At 33.1% G+C, this 20,165-nt stretch carries 20 protein-coding genes; 2 read left to right on the forward strand and 18 right to left on the reverse strand.

Annotation, left to right across the window (positions count from 1 at the left end):
* Nucleotides 1–218 precede the first annotated feature (218 nt).
* On the forward strand, nucleotides 219–1,169 hold the full coding sequence (locus EDB96_RS15855) for a bifunctional helix-turn-helix transcriptional regulator/GNAT family N-acetyltransferase (RefSeq protein WP_134141870.1): 951 nt from the start codon (nucleotides 219–221) through the stop codon (nucleotides 1,167–1,169).
* Between the two features lie 79 nt (nucleotides 1,170–1,248).
* Here EDB96_RS15855 and EDB96_RS15860 read toward each other — a convergent pair whose 3' ends face one another.
* The 10 genes from EDB96_RS15860 to EDB96_RS15905 form a co-directional block, all read right to left on the reverse strand.
* Nucleotides 1,249–2,448: an NAD(P)/FAD-dependent oxidoreductase gene (locus EDB96_RS15860; protein WP_134141872.1), complete on the reverse strand. Its 1,200-nt coding sequence runs from the start codon at nucleotides 2,446–2,448 to the stop codon at nucleotides 1,249–1,251.
* Nucleotides 2,445–2,987: a low affinity iron permease family protein gene (locus tag EDB96_RS15865; RefSeq protein ID WP_243839362.1), complete on the reverse strand. Its 543-nt coding sequence runs from the start codon at nucleotides 2,985–2,987 to the stop codon at nucleotides 2,445–2,447. The genes EDB96_RS15860 and EDB96_RS15865 overlap by 4 nt, the downstream gene beginning before the upstream one ends.
* A complete protein-coding gene (locus EDB96_RS15870; protein ID WP_134141874.1) occupies nucleotides 2,987–5,806 on the reverse strand; it encodes an AsmA family protein in 2,820 nt (939 codons plus the stop codon). Before EDB96_RS15870 ends, EDB96_RS15865 begins: the two co-directional genes overlap by 1 nt.
* Before the next feature lie 132 nt (nucleotides 5,807–5,938).
* Complete coding sequence (locus EDB96_RS15875; protein WP_057116235.1) at nucleotides 5,939–6,778, reverse strand: MlaD family protein; 840 nt, start codon at nucleotides 6,776–6,778, stop codon at nucleotides 5,939–5,941.
* A 22-nt stretch (nucleotides 6,779–6,800) separates the two neighbouring features.
* A complete protein-coding gene (locus EDB96_RS15880) occupies nucleotides 6,801–7,580 on the reverse strand; it encodes an ABC transporter ATP-binding protein (RefSeq protein WP_057116234.1) in 780 nt (259 codons plus the stop codon).
* A gap of 2 nt (nucleotides 7,581–7,582) precedes the next feature.
* On the reverse strand, nucleotides 7,583–8,341 hold the full coding sequence (locus EDB96_RS15885; RefSeq protein WP_057116233.1) for an MlaE family ABC transporter permease: 759 nt from the start codon (nucleotides 8,339–8,341) through the stop codon (nucleotides 7,583–7,585).
* Nucleotides 8,342–8,602: 261 nt separating this feature from the next.
* On the reverse strand, nucleotides 8,603–9,847 hold the full coding sequence (gene fabF / locus EDB96_RS15890; RefSeq protein WP_134141875.1) for a beta-ketoacyl-ACP synthase II: 1,245 nt from the start codon (nucleotides 9,845–9,847) through the stop codon (nucleotides 8,603–8,605).
* On the reverse strand, nucleotides 9,847–10,404 hold the full coding sequence (locus EDB96_RS15895) for a TetR/AcrR family transcriptional regulator (protein ID WP_134141876.1): 558 nt from the start codon (nucleotides 10,402–10,404) through the stop codon (nucleotides 9,847–9,849). Before EDB96_RS15895 ends, fabF begins: the two co-directional genes overlap by 1 nt.
* 182 nt (nucleotides 10,405–10,586) lie before the next feature.
* Nucleotides 10,587–12,857: a glycosyltransferase gene (locus tag EDB96_RS15900; protein WP_057116230.1), complete on the reverse strand. Its 2,271-nt coding sequence runs from the start codon at nucleotides 12,855–12,857 to the stop codon at nucleotides 10,587–10,589.
* The gene (locus EDB96_RS15905; protein ID WP_134141877.1) at nucleotides 12,838–13,896 is read right to left on the reverse strand and encodes a pesticidal protein Cry7Aa; all 1,059 of its coding nucleotides are present in this window, start codon (nucleotides 13,894–13,896) and stop codon (nucleotides 12,838–12,840) included. Before EDB96_RS15905 ends, EDB96_RS15900 begins: the two co-directional genes overlap by 20 nt.
* 270 nt (nucleotides 13,897–14,166) lie before the next feature.
* On the opposite strand from EDB96_RS15905, the gene EDB96_RS15910 reads away from it, so the two are divergent.
* A complete protein-coding gene (locus EDB96_RS15910) occupies nucleotides 14,167–14,328 on the forward strand; it encodes a DUF1328 family protein (RefSeq protein ID WP_082586767.1) in 162 nt (53 codons plus the stop codon).
* 185 nt (nucleotides 14,329–14,513) lie between these two features.
* Here the strand turns inward: EDB96_RS15910 and EDB96_RS15915 are convergent, their stop codons facing one another.
* The 8 genes from EDB96_RS15915 to EDB96_RS15950 all read right to left on the reverse strand — a co-directional run bounded on the left by EDB96_RS15915 (nucleotide 14,514) and on the right by EDB96_RS15950 (nucleotide 20,065).
* Nucleotides 14,514–14,981, reverse strand: coding sequence for a hypothetical protein (locus EDB96_RS15915; protein ID WP_057116229.1), 468 nt, complete (start codon nucleotides 14,979–14,981; stop codon nucleotides 14,514–14,516).
* A gap of 27 nt (nucleotides 14,982–15,008) precedes the next feature.
* Nucleotides 15,009–15,515, reverse strand: coding sequence for a DinB family protein (locus EDB96_RS15920; RefSeq protein WP_134141879.1), 507 nt, complete (start codon nucleotides 15,513–15,515; stop codon nucleotides 15,009–15,011).
* Between the two features lie 177 nt (nucleotides 15,516–15,692).
* Nucleotides 15,693–16,070: a VOC family protein gene (locus tag EDB96_RS15925; protein WP_057116227.1), complete on the reverse strand. Its 378-nt coding sequence runs from the start codon at nucleotides 16,068–16,070 to the stop codon at nucleotides 15,693–15,695.
* A gap of 74 nt (nucleotides 16,071–16,144) precedes the next feature.
* On the reverse strand, nucleotides 16,145–16,354 hold the full coding sequence (locus EDB96_RS15930; protein WP_057116226.1) for a hypothetical protein: 210 nt from the start codon (nucleotides 16,352–16,354) through the stop codon (nucleotides 16,145–16,147).
* 12 nt (nucleotides 16,355–16,366) lie between these two features.
* Nucleotides 16,367–16,747, reverse strand: a complete 381-nt coding sequence (locus tag EDB96_RS15935) for a DoxX family protein (RefSeq protein WP_057116225.1) — start codon at nucleotides 16,745–16,747, stop codon at nucleotides 16,367–16,369.
* Between the two features lie 211 nt (nucleotides 16,748–16,958).
* Entirely contained in the window at nucleotides 16,959–17,690 is a 732-nt protein-coding gene (locus EDB96_RS15940; protein WP_057116224.1) for a GNAT family N-acetyltransferase, read from the reverse strand.
* Nucleotides 17,691–17,761: 71 nt separating this feature from the next.
* The gene (locus EDB96_RS15945) at nucleotides 17,762–18,367 is read right to left on the reverse strand and encodes a Crp/Fnr family transcriptional regulator (RefSeq protein WP_134141880.1); all 606 of its coding nucleotides are present in this window, start codon (nucleotides 18,365–18,367) and stop codon (nucleotides 17,762–17,764) included.
* Nucleotides 18,368–18,646: 279 nt separating this feature from the next.
* Nucleotides 18,647–20,065 (reverse strand): TolC family protein, encoded by a 1,419-nt coding sequence (locus tag EDB96_RS15950; protein WP_134141881.1) that lies wholly within the window; start codon nucleotides 20,063–20,065, stop codon nucleotides 18,647–18,649.
* Nucleotides 20,066–20,165 lie beyond the last annotated feature (100 nt).

A 20,165-nucleotide genomic window follows, 5' to 3' on the forward strand; every position in this document is an offset into this window, starting at 1 on the left:
ACTAAGATACTAAGTTACTAAGCTTTTAGATAAACATATAACTTCAGAACTTAGTATTAAGAAAATAAAGTCGCTAGCTCTAAAGCACAATATATAAACGCTAAGGTTCTAAAATTCTAAGTTTTCCGATAAAAAAACTTAGAATCTTAGAACCTTAGTTTCTTAGTATCTAAAAAAATCATACATTTGCATAACTAGTTATATAATTAATTATTGTTATGGAATTTTTTAATAAAGTTGGTAAAGTGGCTTTGGGAAGTCGTTTACGTTTAATGACGGCAAGTTTTACAGATGATGCTGCTAAAATTTATGAATTATACGGAATAGATTTTAATCCGAAGTGGTTTCCTGTGTTTTATACGATTGCAGAAGATAGAGAAAGGACAATTACGGAGATTGCGAATGAAATTGGACATTCTCAGCCTTCTGTAAGCAAAATTATTCAGGAAATGATTGGCGCCGGAATACTTGAAGAAGGAGCGAAGACCGATGATAAACGCAAGAACAATGTTGTTTTAACCGAGAAAGGACTTTTGATTTCGAACAAAATCAAAAATCAATTATTAGACATCGATGTGGCTGTTGAAGGCTTGATTTCTGAAGCAAAACATAATCTTTGGGCTGCAATTGAAGAATGGGAATTCTTGTTACAGCAAAAATCATTATTTAAAAGAGTAAGCGACCAGAAAAAAATTATAGAAAGTAAAGATGTTGAAATTGTAGAGTATAAACCAGAATATAAAGAAGCATTTAAATCTTTAAATGAAGAATGGATTTCGACTTATTTTGAAATGGAAGAAGCTGATTATAAAGCCTTAGATAATCCAGAAGATTATATTTTGAATAAAGGCGGAAAAATTTTAGTGGCTTTGTATAAAAATGAACCTGTTGGAGTCTGCGCACTTATAAAAACGAAAAATCCTGAATATGATTTCGAAATGGCTAAAATGGCCGTTTCGCCAAAAGCACAAGGTAAAAATATTGGCTGGTTGTTAGGAAAAGCAATAGTAGATACTGCAAAGGAACTTGGTGCAAAAAAGATATATTTAGAAAGTAACACGATCTTAAAACCTGCTATAAACTTGTATTACAAATTGGGTTTTGAAAAAGTTTTCGGACTCTCAACCCCCTATAAAAGATGCAATATTCAAATGGAGTTGATTTTATAAAGGTGCTAAGGTTCTGAGATACTAAGACTCTAAGAAAAAACTTAGTATCTCAGAATCTTAGTCTCTTAGAACCTTTTTCTCACCTTCCAAATCGATAATACTCCAAATCTGTATTTTTTTTATTGTGAAGAGAATCTAATATAGAATTCATTCCGATCACGCTGAAGGTTATGCCGTTTCCTCCGAAACCTAGAATATAATGTTCGTTTTTTCTCGGATTTGGTTTTCCAAAATAGGGGAGTCCGTCTTTGGTTTCTCCAAAAGTACCTGCCCAGGAATAATCAATTTTGAAATTTAAGTCTGGAAATCGTTTAAAAAAATTCTTCAAAAGATACTGCTCTTTTTTAGGCAGTAATTTATCGCGTTTTACAGCATCTTTAAAATCTTCGTCGCCGCCACCCATAATAATTCGGTTATCTTCTGTAGTCCTAACGTAATGGTAAGGAGAGGCGGTATCCCAAAATATAGCATGTTTAAAACTTTCAGGGAGATCCGGCTGACTTTCAGATGCAATAACATAAGTGCTTTTTAAGTCGACAACCTTTTCGGCTAGGGTCTCTGTACTTTCATAACCTGTGCAATGAATAATATGTGAGGCGGTTATAGTATGTTTAGAATCAGTTTCAGCGATTATTTTGCCTTTTTGATGTTGTATAGAAGTTACATTTGTTCGATCAAAAATCTGCATGCCTTTTTCATGGCAATGAAATAAAAGATCAGTAGCTAATTTGAACGGATCCATTACGGCTGCAGTTTTAGATTCTATTGCTGCAATGGCATTTAATCCCATTTTTTGTAATTCAGACCGATTGAGCCAGCTAACTTCAAAACCATGCTGTTTGCGGGCTTTAAATTCATTTTTTAAATATGGGACATCCTTTTTTAGTGTAGTAAAATAGATGCTTTTTTTAAATTCAAAATCACAGTCACACCCTACCGTGTCAATAATATTACGAAGATCAAAAATGGCTTTTTTTCCATTTTGATAACTTTCTACGGCACATTTTACCCCTCTAAGTTTAATAAGTTGATGCAACGGTACATCAATTTCGTATTGCAGTAAAGCAGTGCTGCCTGATGTACTGCCTCCGCAAACATCACGACGGTCTATCAAAACAATTTTTTTTCCTTCGTTAATTAATTTGTAAGCGGTAAGGGCTCCAGTAATACCTCCTCCAATAATTAAAATATCGGTATTGATATCAGAATCGATTGAGGGATAACTATGTTTTATGGCATTTTTTAATGGCCAGTAAGTTTCTATAGAGCTTAATTTCATTTTTTAGATGCGTTTTTGGTAGTGTTTTTGGTATTCTTCGGAGTGGTTTTGCCCGTTTTCTTTATGGTTGTTTTATCTGATGGTTTATTTTTTTGTTGTTTTCGATTGTGCAGCTCATGTGCCTCTGCAATAGAATGTGAAGTTCTTATGCTTTCGTCTTTTTTGGCCAGTTCACTCAATCGATGATAGTATTTTTGAACAATAATCATTTCTTCTTCGGTCATGCTTTCAATATCAACCAAACTATTGCTGGATAAATCATTAGAAGCAACAAGCTCATTTAACTTTAATTGAATGGCGAGCGAATCTTTATTTTGAGCTTTTTGAATTAAGAAAACCATCAAAAAAGTAATAATTGTAGTTCCAGTATTAATGACCAGCTGCCAAGTTTCTGAATAATCGAAAATTGGTCCCGAAACGGCCCAGGCAACAACGATAATAAATGCGCCAATAAAGGCAGTGGTACTTCCTGCTGCCTTGGAAACTTTTGTAGCAAATTTCTCAAATGCACTTTGACTATGTGGAGATTTAGAATTCATTACGATTTTTTTGTTTTAGATTTACTTACTTTTTCTTCCTTTATAACTTTATTGTTTTTTTCGTCATAAACAGCAGGATCAATTTCTTGTCCCGTTTTGCTGAATATTTTAATTTTTGGAGCGTCATGCGTACCAGTAATAACAATCGGAAATCCGATAAGTCCGAAAAGGGGAAGACCCAAACGCATTCTAAGATCCAATAGTCCGTCAAAGCTTGTAGTTCCTTTTATAGTTGGTTTAAAACCGGCTACAGTAAAGGTGAATGGTTCAATATGAATAAGATTTTTATTTATTGTAGATTTGACTTCAATTCCTTGCATATCAGGATTATTCAAACCATTTTGTCCTGTTTTAGAACTAATTCCATCAAAAAGTTTTAGTCCTTTAATTTTTACGTCTCTTAAATTCAATGTACCGCCTCCCTGAAGAGATTCATAAATAGGTCCCATATTGCCATTTAAATCTCCTTTGATGTTATAATCTACGGAAATTATTCCGTAAGCATTTTCAGCTGCGGTAACCATATCATGAAACATCGGAATTTCTTTGTAAGCTCTTTGTACATCAAAATCTTTCGCACGGAAGTGAGCATCAAAATGTGCTGCTGTAGGTGATTCATCTTTGTAAGTTGCATCAATTCCTAAAATACAGTCAATGATGTTAAAGGTTGTATTTTCTAAATAAAACTCACCTTTCGTAATACCCGTTTTTCCGTTAAGTTTGTTGAAGACCAGTCCGTTATATTCTACCTTGTCTGCACTTGCATTTAAACTGACATTTAAGTTTTTCGGAATTATAACTACACCGCTCATTTTCGGATGATCTTCTTTGGCATATTCTACCTCAATATTTCGATCTTTATTTTCGCCTTTCTCAAGTGCCATAAATTCGTCAACATTTATCAATTTTGATTTTAAGTTGAAATTACCGCTCAAAGTTCCGTTCGATTCTAAGAAATAATTTATTGTATTTAAGAGGTAACCGTTAATATCAAAATCTGATTTTCCGTAAGAAGCATTAAATTTCTCAAACCACATTTTCTCGTTTTGAAAACGGAAATTTCCCTGTTTGATAAAAAAAGCTTTCGGAAACAACTCAGATGTTGCTTTTATATTTTTAAGGATTAAAGTTCCTTTATTATCTAGTTTGTCATATTGTCCAGTTGTAGCGTAACTTTGTTTTCCTTTCAATGAAAGATCTGCTTTTGCATAACCCGTTAAATCGAGACCTTTTTGAGAGAAAACCTGATAGATTCTACCAACATTTAATTCACCTTTTATTTTAGCATTATAAGCCAAATCATTGAAATCTGATACAGTTGCATTTACGTAAACAGGATTTCCTTCAAAAACAAAAGAGGCTGGAGCAACTGCAACAATCAAATCTTGATAGGTTCCTGCTTTGTTAAGCATATTGGCAACAAAAGTGATATTGGTGATTGGATTTGGATAATATTCTGTTTTAAGCCATCCGTTTCGTAATGAAATACCACCGATAGTTTTTGGAAAAAGTTTTTTAGAAGTGCTGAAAGTACCGCGTGCCTGAATATCGGTTTTTAAAATTCCTTTTACGTTAACACTGGTTAAACCTAAAGCGGCATCCACGACAGCCAAATCCAAAGCGCCTTTGACACTTGCATTGATATCCATTTCGCTCAGACCTTTACTATGCAGATAAGCGTTGAAATAATCTTTTTCGCCTACTTTAAATTTGAATGTTCGCAGATTAATCAATAATTGTTCAGGATCCAATGACGGAAGTATTGCATTCAAATCCACTTGGAAATCGGTTAATGGAACAGGGGCGTTTTGGTAATTTACCGAACCTTCATTGATTTTTAAGTTGAATGCTAGATTTGGTTTTTGTTTTTTAGCGACATTATAATCGCCTTTAAAAGTAAATACCAAATCACTTCGGCCAGAAATATCCGTTTTTTCTAACCATGTTAAATATTCTGGCGGCATGACAGACAATAAATCTTTAACAGTTGTATTCTCTGAAGCGGCTTTTATATTTATTTTATAACCATCTCTAAGAATGGAAAAAAGGCCAGTGAATTTTAAGGGTAATTTATTGATATTAAGTTCATTCTTTTGAAGAATAAACGAAAGCGCATGTGTATTAATTCGGGTAATTAAATCGGCGCGAACCTCTTTTTTTCTAAGATAAGCTGTTCGGTTGTAATAGAAATCCAGATTTTCAATTCTGGCATCGGTTGCAAGATCAAAAATATCTTCGCTTAAGTTTCCTTTTCCAACATAATTAAAACCTTGAGCATCGACCAAAATTTTGGCCGAACGATCGTTATATTTAACATGACAATTTTCTAAATCAATGCGTTCTAGTCGAATTGCTGTTCCTTCTTCTGGAGCGTTTGGATCGTTTTTCTCGTCTTTGGGAGCCACATAAATATTATAGTTTGCCTGACCTTTTTCATTAACCATTACATTGATTAAAGCATCTGAAATATACAGCTTATTGATTTTTACTTCATTATCAAAAATCAAACGTTTTAAGTTTATACCAAAAGCAACTTGATCTGCTTTTAACAAAGTATCATTGCTAAACGGTTTAGAACCGGTAAGAGATAAATCGTCTAAAGAAACTGTCAAAGATGGAAAATGAGTGAAAAATGAAAGTCTTGATTTGCTAAAATCTAGTTTGGTATCTAAACGTTCATTGGCAATCTTCTTTACTTCAGAAGCAATTTTACCAGGAAACAGCAGCGGAATTATAAACAATAAAAACAAAATCACCGCAATCGTAATTCCGGTAATTTTTAAGACTTTTAAGGCGGTATGTTTAAATGAAGTTGGCATGTACAATACGTTTTTGTTGTTTAAAAACTGAAATAAATTTAGATTTAAAGTGTTAGAAATTAGAACTTAAAGTTGTAATAAGGAATTATGATTTAAACAGATTCTGAATTTTCAATTTCAAATTTTCTCAATTTATTTTTTCTTTTCAGCTTCAGCTTTTTTAGCATCTTCTTCTTTTTCCTTTTGTTCTTTCTCTTTCTGCTCTTTCTCCTTTTGTTCTTTTTCTTTTTGCTCTTTTTCTTTTTGAGCTTTTTCTTGCTGTTCTTCTTTTTTCTCTTTGGCTTCTTCTTTTTGTTTTTCTTTTTGTTTCTCTTTTTTCTTGAAATAACCTCTAAACAGGAAATTGCTTTTTGCAGCTTCCATATTTTCGCTGAAACCCTTTGTTCCACTTTCTAAATTAGAAAGCGTGTTCGAAACGCTGTTCGCCATTTTATCATCTCTAACCAATCTAGCTAGCGCACCGTTTCCGTTGTTCATACTGTGGCTGAAAATGGCTATTTCATCTGAAATTACACCAATATTATCCACGCTTTTCTTAACGCTTTTCATAATATCGTGCATTTCTATTCCGTCGACAGAAGCAATCTGCCCGTTGTCTTGAATGACTTTTTGGGACTTTTGCCCTGGAGTAATTGTCAATACTTTGTCGCCCATTAATCCGTCAGAACCAATGCTGGCCGTTGCATCTGTTTTAATAAATTTTCGAACATCTTCTTTCATTACTAAAACAACAACTACAGATGAATCGTTTATTAATTGAATTTGTTCTACAGTTCCGACATTAATACCCGAAAAACGAACATTATTTCCAACTTCTAAACCACTTACAGTTTTAAACTGAGAAGTAATATGAAAGGTTGAACCGAATAGGTTTTTTTGTTTTCCGATAAAATATACGGCCATTATAAAAAGCAGTAAACCTATTGTTACAAACATTCCTAATTTCCAAGTATATCCCGATTGCTTTTCCATGATTTCTATTATTTATTTTGCTTTATTCAAAAAATGAGCGTACCCATTCGTCTTCGTTTTTTTCTAATTCTTCGTATGTTCCTTCAGCGTGAATTACTCCTTCTTTTAAAACAATAATTCTATCGGCAGTTAATTTCGCACAAGCCATATCATGTGTGATAATGATCGAAGATGTTTTTTGTTTGTGTTTAATATCAAGAATCAATTCACTAATTTCTCTCGATGTTATCGTATCTAAACCTGTTGTAGGTTCGTCGTATAAAATAATTTCAGGCTTTAAAATTAAGGTGCGGGCCAGACCAATTCTTTTTTTCATTCCTCCAGATAATTCAGAAGGCATTTTGTCAATTGCTTCTGATAAACCAACACTTTCAAGAGCTTCCATAACTTCACTTTCAATTTCTTCGGCACTTAAATCACGTTTGTGTTTGGTCAATGTAAAAGAAAGGTTTTCTCTAACCGACATTGAATCGTAAAGTGCACCACTTTGAAATAAAAATCCGATTCGGACTCTAATCTCATTTAGTTCTTTTTTGGAAATGTTCAGTACATTTTCGTCAAAAACTTTAATTTCACCTTTGTCAGGTTCAATCAATCCAACGATGCATTTTATCGTTACCGATTTTCCAGATCCTGAACGTCCTAAAACCACCAAATCTTCTCCTTTATTCAAAGTAAGATTTACGCCTTTTAATACTTTATTATCTTTTCCAAAAGTTTTGTGCAGATCTTTAATCTCTATAATTGGAGCTTGATCTTTTTCTTTCGTTTTGGGTTCTTTATGTAGTTTTTCTTTGGTCATTTTTAAAAGAATAAATCGGTTATTTGAACGGCAACCATATCAATAATAAAAATGCTTAATGATGCTGTTACAACGGCTGAATTGGCAGCTTGTCCAACACTTTCTGTTCCATTTGATGCGTTAAAACCTTTATAGCATCCAATCATTCCAATAAGAAATCCGAAGAAAAAAGTTTTAATAGTAGCAGGAAACAAGTCTAAAAACTCTAATGATTGAATAATTTGAGTTAGATATCTGTAAAAGTTAACATCTCCGTGAATATTAATTCCTACATATCCGCCCATAATTCCGATTGCGTCTGCAAAAAAAACTAAAATCGGCACCATCAAAGTACAGGCTAATACTCTCGTTACAACCAAATAGTTATAAGGATTTACTGCCGAAACTTCCATTGCGTCGATTTGCTCTGTCACTTTCATAGATCCTAATTCGGCTCCAATTCCAGATGAAATTTTTCCGGCGCAAATCAAAGCTGTAATTACTGGTGCAATTTCTCTAATTAACGAAAGTGCAACCATTCCTGGAAGCCAGCTTTCGGCTCCAAATTTTACCAAGGTTGGTCTTGACTGGAGAGTAAGTACCAAACCCATAATAAAACCTGTAATGGCAACTAAAGGCAGCGATTTGTAGCCAATGACATAACATTGTTTTAAAAACTCCTTCGTCTCATAAGGCGGAATAAATACCTCCTTAAAAAACTTTTTGGCGAACAATGTTGTTTCTCCAATTTCAGCAAATGTATTTTTTAGGTTGAGAATCAAAATGTTTTTGTTTTTAATATGAATGATATAAAATGAGAATCAATTATTTAACAGTTTTTTTCTACTGATTAAATTATATATGAAAGTTAGCCCGATACTTGTTAAAATATATTACACAACTTTTTTCGAGCCTTATATAATTTTCATAGGCTCACAATATTTGAAATAAATTTCCGTTGCCGTTTTTGCAAATAAAAAAATCCCTTTCGTTTAGGAAAGGGATTTATAAAAATGAAAACTTTTAAATTTTGGCGTATATCGTTATTCTTTAAATTTTTTAAAGATTGAGCTGGCAACATGACCTCCAAAACCGAAAGTATTACTCATAGCATAATCAACTATTCGCGATTGTGCTTTTCCTAAAGTAAAATTGAATTTATCGGCATATTCTTGTTCCACAGTTTCTGTATTTATAGTGGGCGGTACAATGTTTTCCTGAAGTGCTTTTATACAGGCAATTGCTTCAATAGCTCCAGCGCCGCCAAGCAGATGTCCAGTCATGGATTTTGTAGCACTAACATTTGCATTCGGATTTATTCCAAAAACTTTTTCCAATGCTTTAAGTTCGCTTAAATCACCAGTTGGAGTAGAGGTAGCATGTGCGTTGATATAGTCAATTTTGTCTGGAGTAATCTCCGCTTCTTCAAGAGCAAGTTCCATTCCTAAAACTGCACCTTCGCCTTCAGGATGTGTTCCTGTTAAATGATAAGCGTCTGCCGCCAGTCCGCCGCCAACAATTTCGGCATAAATTACCGCATTTCTTTTGATGGCATGTTCATAGCTTTCCAATATGACAACGCCGGCACCTTCGCCCAAAACAAATCCGTCTCTTGTAACATCAAAAGGACGTGACGCTTTAGTGTAATCATCATTTAAAGTTGACAATGCTTTCGAAGCATTAAAGCCGCCAATTGAAGATTCTGTAACAGAAGCCTCAGACCCGCCGCTGATAATCATATCTGCTTTACCCCATCGAATGTAATTGAAAGCATCTATTATTGCGGTATTACTTGCAGAACAAGCCGCTGCTGTGGTATAATTAATGCCGCGTAATCCATATTTAATAGAAATGGCTCCCGAAGCTATATTGACAATTCTCTTTGGAATGAAAAACGGACTAAATCTAGGTGTACCGTTTCCTAATTTGTATTCTCCAAATTGTTCCTCAAAAGTAGAAATACCGCCGTCTCCACAGCCCCATATAACACCAATTCGGTTTTTATTTAAGGTATCAAAATCAATATTTGCATTTGTTATTGCTTCGTCTGCTGCATATAGAGCATATTGCGTGAAAAGATCATATTTCCTAATTTCATTTTTCTCAAAAATGTGCTGCGGATTAAAGTTTTTAACTTCACATGCAAATTTAGTTTTGAATTGTGAGGTGTCGAATCTTGTTATTGGTGCTGCACCGCTGACTCCATTAATCAAGGAATGCCAGTATTCTGACACATTATTTCCAATGGGAGTTACAGCTCCTAATCCTGTTATAACTACTCTTTTCATTATTTTTTAGGTCTTAATTCTGTTAATATTGTTTCTCTTACCAATTCAAAATCATCGTCGGTTGTAAGCCTCGAAAGCTGTACAATGGCTACCATATTTGTTATAATCATTATTGCTTTTGTTCGTGGTGTCATATCAAAATCAAATATGTTTTGCTCTTTTCCTTCAATTAAAATTTCAGTAAGCCATGTAATTACCAATTGAGCAAATTGTTGTAATTCTGTTTTTATAGAATCATCTAAGGTGTTTAAATCGGTGGCTAATGAGCCTACAATACACACTTTATTCTCTTTTTTGATTTTAGCCTGTACTTCTAAGAAAGCTTGCAGTTTTGTTAATGGTGATTCGTTAGCTACTTTTTCCTTTAAAATTTCAACTCTTTCGATATGTTCTTTTATTGTCGCTACACCCAAATTTGATTTTGTAGGGAAATGATAATGTATTGATGCTGTTTTTATTCCTATATCATTAGAGATGTCTTTAAAACTAAAAGCGTTATAACCTTTATCCCTTATTAATTGATCTGCTTTTTCAATAATAGATTCTCGTGTTGTCATGGCAATAATTTTTATACAAATATACTACCTATTAGTAGATAGGCAAATTATTTAAACAGTTTTTTATTCAGTGAAGATTTTGATGATTTGACGAAATAGCAAAAAACAAAAAATCCCTTTCATTTAGAAAGGGATTTTCAGGGTTTTAAAAGAGAAGTATTTGGTTAGCTTCTACCTTATTTTTATGAATTAATTGCGATTCCAGTACGGGATTTCATTAACGGAATAACTTTAGACTGTGTCTGAGCTAATTTTTCCATTAATAATCTTGCTGTTAAAAAACATACTGTAGATTCTGCGCCTTGATTTAAGTTTACATTTTCTTTTTCAAGTCCGTCATAACCACCGCCGCTTACTGGGTTGTACATAATTTGATTCAAGTGGTTTTTACCTAAGAACCAATTAAATGCAATTCTCATTTTCTTTTTATATTCTGGAGTTTTAAATGCATCATAAAAAGCATTTAAAGTCTGTATCGTATAAGTAACATCTATTGGCTGTTCTCCATATTGCTGTGGTTCTGAACCTTTATGGTGCCAGCTTCTATTAGAAATTGCTTTAAAATCACCATTTACGAATGTTTTAGAAATCAAGAAATCTAAAGAATCCAAAGCAACCTTTTTGTAAATTGGCTTATTAGTAATTAAGTAAGCATACAGCATTGATTCTGGTAAAACACCATTTCCGTATGTTAAATAATTTTCAAACCATTTCCAGTCTTCTGTAGCTGTATCTTCGTAATTTTTAAGCAGTTTTGCATTCAATTTATTAATAATTGCCGCTACATATAAATTAGGAATTGTTGAGTGATACAAGTACAAACCTTTTGTTGCAAAACCAATAGAACGTGGCGATTGAATAGTTTCAGTCCATTTTAATGAATTCAATAAACATCTAGTTGCTTTTTTAGTAATAGCTTCTGGAAGAATATCTGAAAGTGAAACCACAGTTCCTAATGCCCAAATTGCTCTTGCATTTGAATCTTCTAAGTTAACTTCGGCATTTTGTTCAACATGTTCACGATTTTCCTGATCTACGTAATTGATGAAATCACCTTTTGGTTTTTGACAACGCTGGATAAAATCTAAGTAGATTAGGATATAAGCTAAATCATCTTTATCTTGAGTCAGTTTGTAATGCATACAGAAAGCAATCAATGCTCTTGCGTTATCGTCTAATGTATATCCAGAATCTAAATCTGGAATTGAAATTTTACTAAATTGAATAATACCCAGTTCGGTAGTTAATCTTTTAATATGTCTTAGTTGAATTTCCGGATAACTGTATTTAATCTCTGAAGAATTTTCCATTAAGTTTTTATATGTATTCATGTGGGTAATGGCAGCATTTTCCCAAGAAGAAGCACGCATTTTTGTAAACGAGTTAATACCCATTTCATTTCTTAAGTTTTCATCAGCGATTAATTTAATTGCCGCGTCGGCAAACTGATCTACATCTCCGATATCTACTAATATTCCTGAATCTGGAGTTAATACTTCTTTTGTATGAGGAATTTTAGAAGCCACTATAGGACACGCACAGCTCATTGCATAAGCAAAAGTACCGCTTACAGCCTGATTTGGATCTTTAGATGTAAACATATAAATATCTGTAGCTTTTAGGTATTCTAAAAGTTCATCAGTGTCTAAATATTTGTTTATAAAACGTACATTATTCTGCAGATTTAATTCTTCTACAATTGACTCTAATTTTTCTCTATAAGTGTCTACACCATCTTTAATTAAATTTGGATGTGTTTTTCCAATAATTAAATACAATGCATTTGGTGCTTTCTCAACAATTTTTGGAAGTGCCTGCAATCCAGTTTCGATATTTTTTCCTTCGCCTAAAAGTCCAAAAGTTGATAATACGATACGATCTCCAATGTTTAATTTTTCCTTTGCATTTTGAGGAGCTTCATAAACAACGATATGAGTTCCATGAGGTACGCAAGTAATTATTTCTTCATTGATGTCATAGTCTTTAATTAGTATTTCTTTTGATTTGTTAGTCATTACAAAAACCGAATTGCTGTAACTCAATAACAGTTTTACAAAAGTTTTTAATTCGTTGTTTGGGTTTGGTATTACACTATGGAAAGTGTATGTCACAGGTACTTTAATTACATTTAAAAAATCTAATAGATGATCTCCGTAATTTCCTGAAAACAAACCAAACTCATGTTGAATGTGAACTAATTTTACAGCTCCATCCTGATTGATTTCTTCTGCTACTTTTGCGTACTCTTCTCTGTTTTTTGTGTTTAAGGTAAATGCCTGTGTTGGTTTTTCTTTTGGTGTATCCACGAGCTCACATATTTCGCATGTGATAGATTTACCATATACATCGGTGATTCCTTTAATTGTATCTTGAGTATAAGTTGCTATGCCGCATTGTGTTGGCGGAAAAGTAGATAGAAAAACTATTTTTGATTTATTTGATATTGTTTTCATGAGAATTCATTTTTAGTTCGGTTAATAACTCGTTCAGGTTCAAAGATGCCACCGCAATTTTGTCATCGGCAGCGCCATAATAAATATATAATCGGTCATCAAAAATTGCAGTTCCAGTCGGGAAAACTACATAATTTACATAACCATGTCTTTCGTAATATTCAGAAGGAGTAATAATTGGTTTTGGCAGTCTGCCGATTACTTTAGCTGGATTTTTTAAGTCCAGTAAAACGGCACAGGCATGATAAACCAATCCTTTTTCTCTTCTTTCAGCAGCATGATAAATTAAAAGCCAGCCGTCTGCTGTTTCGATCGGCGGAGCTCCTGGTCCAATATGACTTGTTTCATGGTCAAACTTGGGTTCCATTACAATATGACTCGGAAGATCTTTTAAATAATTTTTCCAAAAGTCTTCAGTCAGCTCAGATTTTTTTTCAAACATAACAATCTGAATAGACGGGAAGAGCCTGTGCAATGCGACAAATTTTCCATTAATTTTTTTCGGAAAAAGAACCACATTTTTATCCCACACGTATAAGTGCTCTTTCATGGTCTCCGTAAGCGGATAGTTTCTTTCGGTATTAAAAGCTAATATCTTTGCAATACTCGGATTTTGTAAATGGTTTCTAATTAGATTAGTAAATTCATTTAAAATAAATCGCGGTGTAATTATTCCTTTCTTTTTAAACTTTACTAAATCTTTAGAAACAGCAAAGGCACCGCAGGCATTTAATCCGTCATACGTGACATAAGTCATATAATACAGGTCATCTATTTTAGTAATTCTTGGGTCTTCAACTCCATGAATTTCATAAATATACTCTGGAAGAAAAATCGGATTTGAACGTCTTTCTACTAAAGTTGTCGGTCCTTCAAAACGACAATAACCTATAGTGGAGAAATTTCCTTTTTTGGCAGCTCTGTAAAACATGTGAACAGTATTTCCATCTTGATAAATGGCTGGATTTAAAACACCCAATTCTTCAAAATTTCTTTCTGTTTTTTCTAAAAGAACACCATGCTTTTTAGCTTCTTCCATTACTGTAATTATTTTTGATAAAATTACCTTGGGATAGGAGCAGCGATTAATCCAATCCATTAAAAAATTAACTCAAAAGCGTAAACATGGTAATTCTGTAAGACTAAAAAATAATAATGAAAACCTGCGGTAAATACTTGTTTTTTAGTTTATTGAGTTAATTTAAAAAGCGTTTTGAGTTAACAAGATTTGTAGGAATAAAATAAATTTGAATAACAAACAAAACAGACTATTGAATAGTCGTATTTACGAACTAAAAAATCTAAAATTATGTTACGCTGGACAGTCATTTTTATAATTCTTGCTATTATAGCCGGAATTTTTGGTTTTGGTGGTATTGCCGCTGGAGCTGCAGGTATTGCAAAAGTTTTGTTCTTTATCTTTATAGTGTTATTTATTATTTCACTAATTACAGGTAGAACAAAGGTTTAAGCACTTTTAAGAAGATATTTTTTTTAACATATAAGTAATTCGGGTTCTACGGAACTTGAATTACTTTTTTGTTTTTAGACCATTTGAGATTATTTTCAGAAGTTAAAAATGTAAAAAGTAAAAGTATAAAAGCAACTAAATTAAACCTTTGCCCCTCTGTCTCTCTGTCCCTTTGAACCTTTTTTCTAATACCATTTAGCATAATATTTTCGCGTTATGAATGCTATTGGTATCCCTACGCAGCAAATTACGATTAAAATTGACAATAGGAGAGCAAAGTCTAATTTCTTTTCTGGTAAAACTGGAAAAACAATTGGAAGTACAATAAGATTCATTACAACCCAGATAAAGAAGCCATAAGAAACTCCAGATAAAAGGGTATTTATTTTAAAAAAAGGAATGTACGGAAAGATCTTAAAATAAAACCAGGCAAAGATAAAAGTGATTAAGAAATGTAAACCTAAACCCGCAAAAGTCATTTCTGTTCCAGCTGTATAAGCTTCTTTTTTAAAAACACCGCTTGCGATAGACTGCAGGATTTTTTCGGCTGTTGTTTTATGAAGAATCACGGCATAAATTAAAATAGCTGCAGTAATATCTAATGTGCCAGCTACTAAACCAGAAGAAACAATAGTCTTAACTTTTGATCTCATAAAAATAAATTTTGGTTTAACTATTTATTATTTTTTGATATTTTCATAAATCAATTTCAATTGATGTGTATGTCTTTGTGTATGAACAATTGCAAAATAAATCCATTCGTAAATAGTGAAATTTTCAAAACCTGGTATTTTGGCATCAAGACACGTCAGCGTTAAATCATAGGTTTCAGCAGCTTCAAATAAATCTTTTTGTATTTTATTTAATGAAGTCAGTAATTTGCTTTTATCATAATCAATTTCAGCAGGTTTTATATTTTCGGGAGATTGGTATTTGGTATTAAAATCTAAAAAAACCGCATCTAGATTTTTAACGTTTTCATCAGCCTCGCGGTTTGTTTTCTCTGTTTTTCCAGCAAACAGTTTTGGAATATCAGCACAAGCTAAAATAATATGCTGTGCAGTTTGGCCGGCCGTCCAGCTTCCTTCAAATGGTACAATATTAATTTCTTCGTCCGAAAAAGAAGCAATAGTATCATTCAATTCACTGTAAGTTTCTATAATAGTATTTTGGATACCGCTTTTCATCTTATTTTAATTTTAGAATTAGATCAATAACAGCTGTGAACCGATGGGTTTTAAGAAAACCTGCCAGTGCATTTTGTTCAATTAAATTTATAGAATTAGGGGAATGATAGTACTTCAAATATACGATAAAAAAAATAAAATTCTAATAATCAGTATTTTGAATTTCGGTTTTCTGCTTTAATTATTTACAGAGGTAATCCACCACACATTTCCAAACGGATCTGTAACACCGCAGGTTCTGCCATAATCTTGGTCGCTTAACTCCATTAAAGAAACAGCTCCGTTTTCTATAGCTTTTTTATATGTTTCATCGGCATTGGGAACATAAACAAATAGGTGTGAAGTTTGTTTTGCCCAATCCGTAATTTCATCCGTAATCATAATGGTGCTTCCGTTAAGGGTAACTTCAGCATGCATTATACTTCCGTCTGCGCGGATTGATTTTGTGTTAGTTTCAGATGCTCCAAAAACAACTTTTGTAAAATCGATAAATTTTGCTGCGCCTTGTAAAATTAAATAAGGCATTATGGTTTGATGTTCTGCCGGAATATTCATTTTCGATATTTTAAAATTAGTATTCTAAAATTACGATTTTTATTTTACTATTTGTAAATCAATAAATTATGTTTTTATAAAAGAACCTCACAATGAAAACCATGTGCATTCAGAAGCTCAATTATTATATTATTTGAAATTCCCGCAGCATGAATTCGTAAAATTTTATCGCAGTCTTCAAGGTCAAAATTAATAGCGCTGTTAGGATAGTGTTCAAGAAGTTTCTCAATAATAATTTTACATTGAGATTCTTCTTGAACATTTGTTTTAAAAACTTCAATCATAAAGTTTTGAATTTACAGCGCGATATTTTTGTATCGCTCTATTTTATGATAATAGATATAAGAAATCGCCAGAATCACTAAAAAGATCAATGGAAAAAAACTTTGAAAATTCACTCCGTCAACCGCAAAATGACTGATAGAAGCAAAGATAAAATCGAAACCAAATCCAGCATATGCCCATTCTTTTACATTTTTAGGAACTTGTGGAATTACCAAAGCCAAAACACCTAGAATTTTAAAAATTACCAAGGCAACTCCAAAATATTCAGGGTAACCTAAATGTCTGATTCCTTCTTTAGCTTCCTGGCTTTGTGAAAATAAAGCGGGCATAACGCCTTCAAATAGAAAAATAATAATAGTCGTAATCCAAAAAATAATTTTTGCTTTTTTCATTGGGTATTGTTTTAAAAGGTTATTAGTTAATGTATTACAAATCTAATAATGTTTTGCTTTTTAACGAATACGCATTTGCGACTATTTTAGGGGCATTTGGGACATTGTTGATTTTAGATTTTAGTCCCGAAGCCTCGGGATAGATTTTAGACTTTAGATTTTTAACCGCAATGACAGAAAATGAGAAATTTGGATTTTTTGATTTTAAAATTTACTTCAGTTGGTAATTAGTAATCAAAAACAAATCTTCAAAACCTAATCTTGTATAAATCCCTTTTCCTAAAGCTGAAGCTTGTAACTGGGCATATTCACAGCCGGCATCTATTGCTTCGTTGAGGGCAAATTTCATAATTTCTTCTGCAAAACCCTTTTTACGCATTTCTGGAATTACTCCGACGCCATGAATTCCCATTATATTTCCAGTTTGAAAAAGGGTCAGTGTTCCAATTGGTTTTTCTTCAAAATGAACCAGATAAAACTTCACATTTTCGTAATTATGCACCAGCGTTTCTTTACTGATTACATAGCTAAAAGATAATGGATAAATATCAGACCAAGTTTTGGCATCTTCTTCATTTAGAACTCTTTTAAAATTCAACTTATTTTGAAGTGTGAATTTTTTATTCAGTTTTAAGGCCATAGCCATCAGTTGAATTCGAATTTTAAATCCTTTATTTTCAAAAAATTCACTGGAGTTACTTCCAAAAATATCCCAATACGGAATAACTAATCCCGGATTTTTTTCCATAATTTCCATAATCTGCGGAAGATTTTCTTCTTTAATATCTTCACGAAACCATAAGCGGTTTGGCCAGCCTGAGTTTTTTATTTGGCTGAATTCAAAAGGATCGAATTTATGATAGGAAAGGAGAGGAGTGGCAACAGTTCTCCAAAGTGCTGTAAGATTGTCAATATTGTCTTTAATAAGGTTTCTATTGGTCATTGTAATAACAAGTTTGAATTATAGAGCAAAGATAAAACCAGTCTTTTAGAAAAGCCTTTACATATGTTGATTTACAAATCTTTTTCCAGACTTTTTCTAATTCGGCTTAACTGCGTTGGCGTAATACCTAAATGCGATGCAATATGCAATAACGGAACCCGATCTGCAATACTTGGATGTTTCTCTAAAAGACTTACATATCTCTCGGTTGCGTTTTGCATAACCAAAGCGACTTCTCTCTGCTCTTTATCTATAATCCAGTTTTTCTCTAAATGAGCGATATAAAAGTTTTTGAGATCATCGTTTTCATTAATTAACGAAATGTATTTTTTATAATTAAGATTAATGATAATGCTGTCTTCCAAAGCTTCAATTGTAAAATTCGAAGGTGATTGCAACATTAATGAAACCTTAGAACCTGCAAAATAATTTTCAAGAAAGAGATTTTTGTTATAGAAATTTCCCTCTTGATCTGTGATAAAAGCTCTTAAAACACCTTTCGCAATAAAATGAAGATTTTTAGCGATTTCTCCGTTTTGCAATAACGTTTCACCTTTTTTAAGGGTTTGAAATGCTGCAATGCCCTCAATCAATTGCCATGAGTTTTCAGAAAGAGGATAGTAGCTTTCAATGGTTTGTTTTAAGTTATTGAGGTATATCTGGTGGTTAGAAATCATTATATAATTTTTAAGCTTACCAAAAATAGCTAAATTTTGAGTCAGATTTGTCATTGCGAGGAACGAAGTAAACTCATTTGCTGAATCACTAATGCTAGTGTGGTTGCTTCGTTCCTCGCAATGACGTAGAGTGAGATAAAAAAAATCAGCGAGAGGCTTAAAAAAACTTCGTGCCTTAGCGCCTTCGTGGCAAATTAAAAAAACTAAAAAACGCCATGAAACCCAAAGGTCTCACAGCGTTTTCATCTCAAAAAATAAATAATTAACGGGTAACGGGTATTATTTCCAGCCTCCTCCTAGAGCGCGGTACAAATCTGTATTAGCTGTAAGCTGTTGTCTTTTAATATCAGCAAGTTCCAGTTCGCTTTGTAATAAATTCGCTTGTGCTGTTAAAACTTCCAGATATTCTGCCATACCATTTTTGAATAAAAGGTTAGCATTTTTAATAGCCAATTGTAGTGTTTTTACTTTTTCCTTTAGGAAAGTTTCCTGCTGTTGTAATTTTTCTACTTTAACCAAAGCATCAGAAACTTCGCTTACAGCAACCAAAACCGATTGTCTGAAATTTAAAACTGCTTTTTCTCTTTCCGCGACAGCAATATTATATTGCGTTCTTACTCTTTTGTTGTTCAAAAGCGGTTGTGTTAAACCTCCCGCAACAGTTCCAAATAAAGAAGCCGGAATGTTGAACCAATTGCTAGTTTCGAAAGAGTTTAATCCGCCTTGCGCAGTGATTCTTAAAGCTGGATATAAATCGGCTTTTGTGATTCCTACGTTTGCGTTGGCAACTTTTAAAGCCAATTCGGCACTTTTTACATCAGGTCTTCTGCTTACTAAGGCAGACGGAATCCCGATTGCTGTATTGTGTTTTACATCAATTGCACTTAAACGAATTGTTCTTTCTTTTGAATTCGGAAAAGAACCCGTTAAAACACTCAAAGCATTTTCCTGAATCGCAATATTTTGTTCTAATAACGGAATCAATTGCGCTGAGTTTAATTTCTGTGCTTCAGATTGTTGAATCGCTAATGTCGTTACCTGACCAGCATCGTATTTTAATTTGATAATATTCGTTGTACTATCGTTTAATTTTAGATTTTGTCTCGCAATTTCCAATTGTGCATCCAGCATTAAAAGATTATAATATCCTCTTGAAACATTAGCCACAATATTAGTCTGCAAAGCTTTTTTTACTTCTTCAGATTGAAGATATCCTGCATAAGCACCTTTCTTTTGGTTTCTGATCTTTCCCCAAATATCAGCTTCCCAAGAAAGTGAAGCTCCAGCAGAATAATCATCAATATGTTTAGCTCCAATTGCCTGATTTAAGTTTAATCCTGTAAAACTATTGTCAGACGGATTGCTTGTACTGGCGTTTACAAATAAATTAACCTGAGGTACATTTCCCCATTTAGATTGTGTGAATCTGTATTGTGCAATTTCGATGTTCTTTTCAGCAATCTGAAGATCGTTGTTTCTCGCAACGGCGCTGTCAATTAGTTTGATAATATCTTTTTCTGTAAAGAAATTTTTCCACTCCACATCGGCAATACTGGTTGTATCACTCGAAACAGATGCATTCCTGAAATTCTCAGGAAATGCATCTTTTGGAGTTTCAATATCCTTCGAAACTTTACAGGATATTAAGGTCGTGATCAGAATGGCGAAGGTCACGATTTTGGTTATATGATTTTTCATTGTTTTGTTATTAAATTTCTGTACAAGTATCTTTTCTAGTTTCAAGATCTTTTGAGATTCTGTACGATATATAAGCGATGCCAATGATAATGGCTACTAA

Origin of the sequence: Flavobacterium sp. S87F.05.LMB.W.Kidney.N, from assembly GCF_004366435.1 — a bacterium.
Classification (GTDB): Bacteria; Bacteroidota; Bacteroidia; order Flavobacteriales; family Flavobacteriaceae; genus Flavobacterium.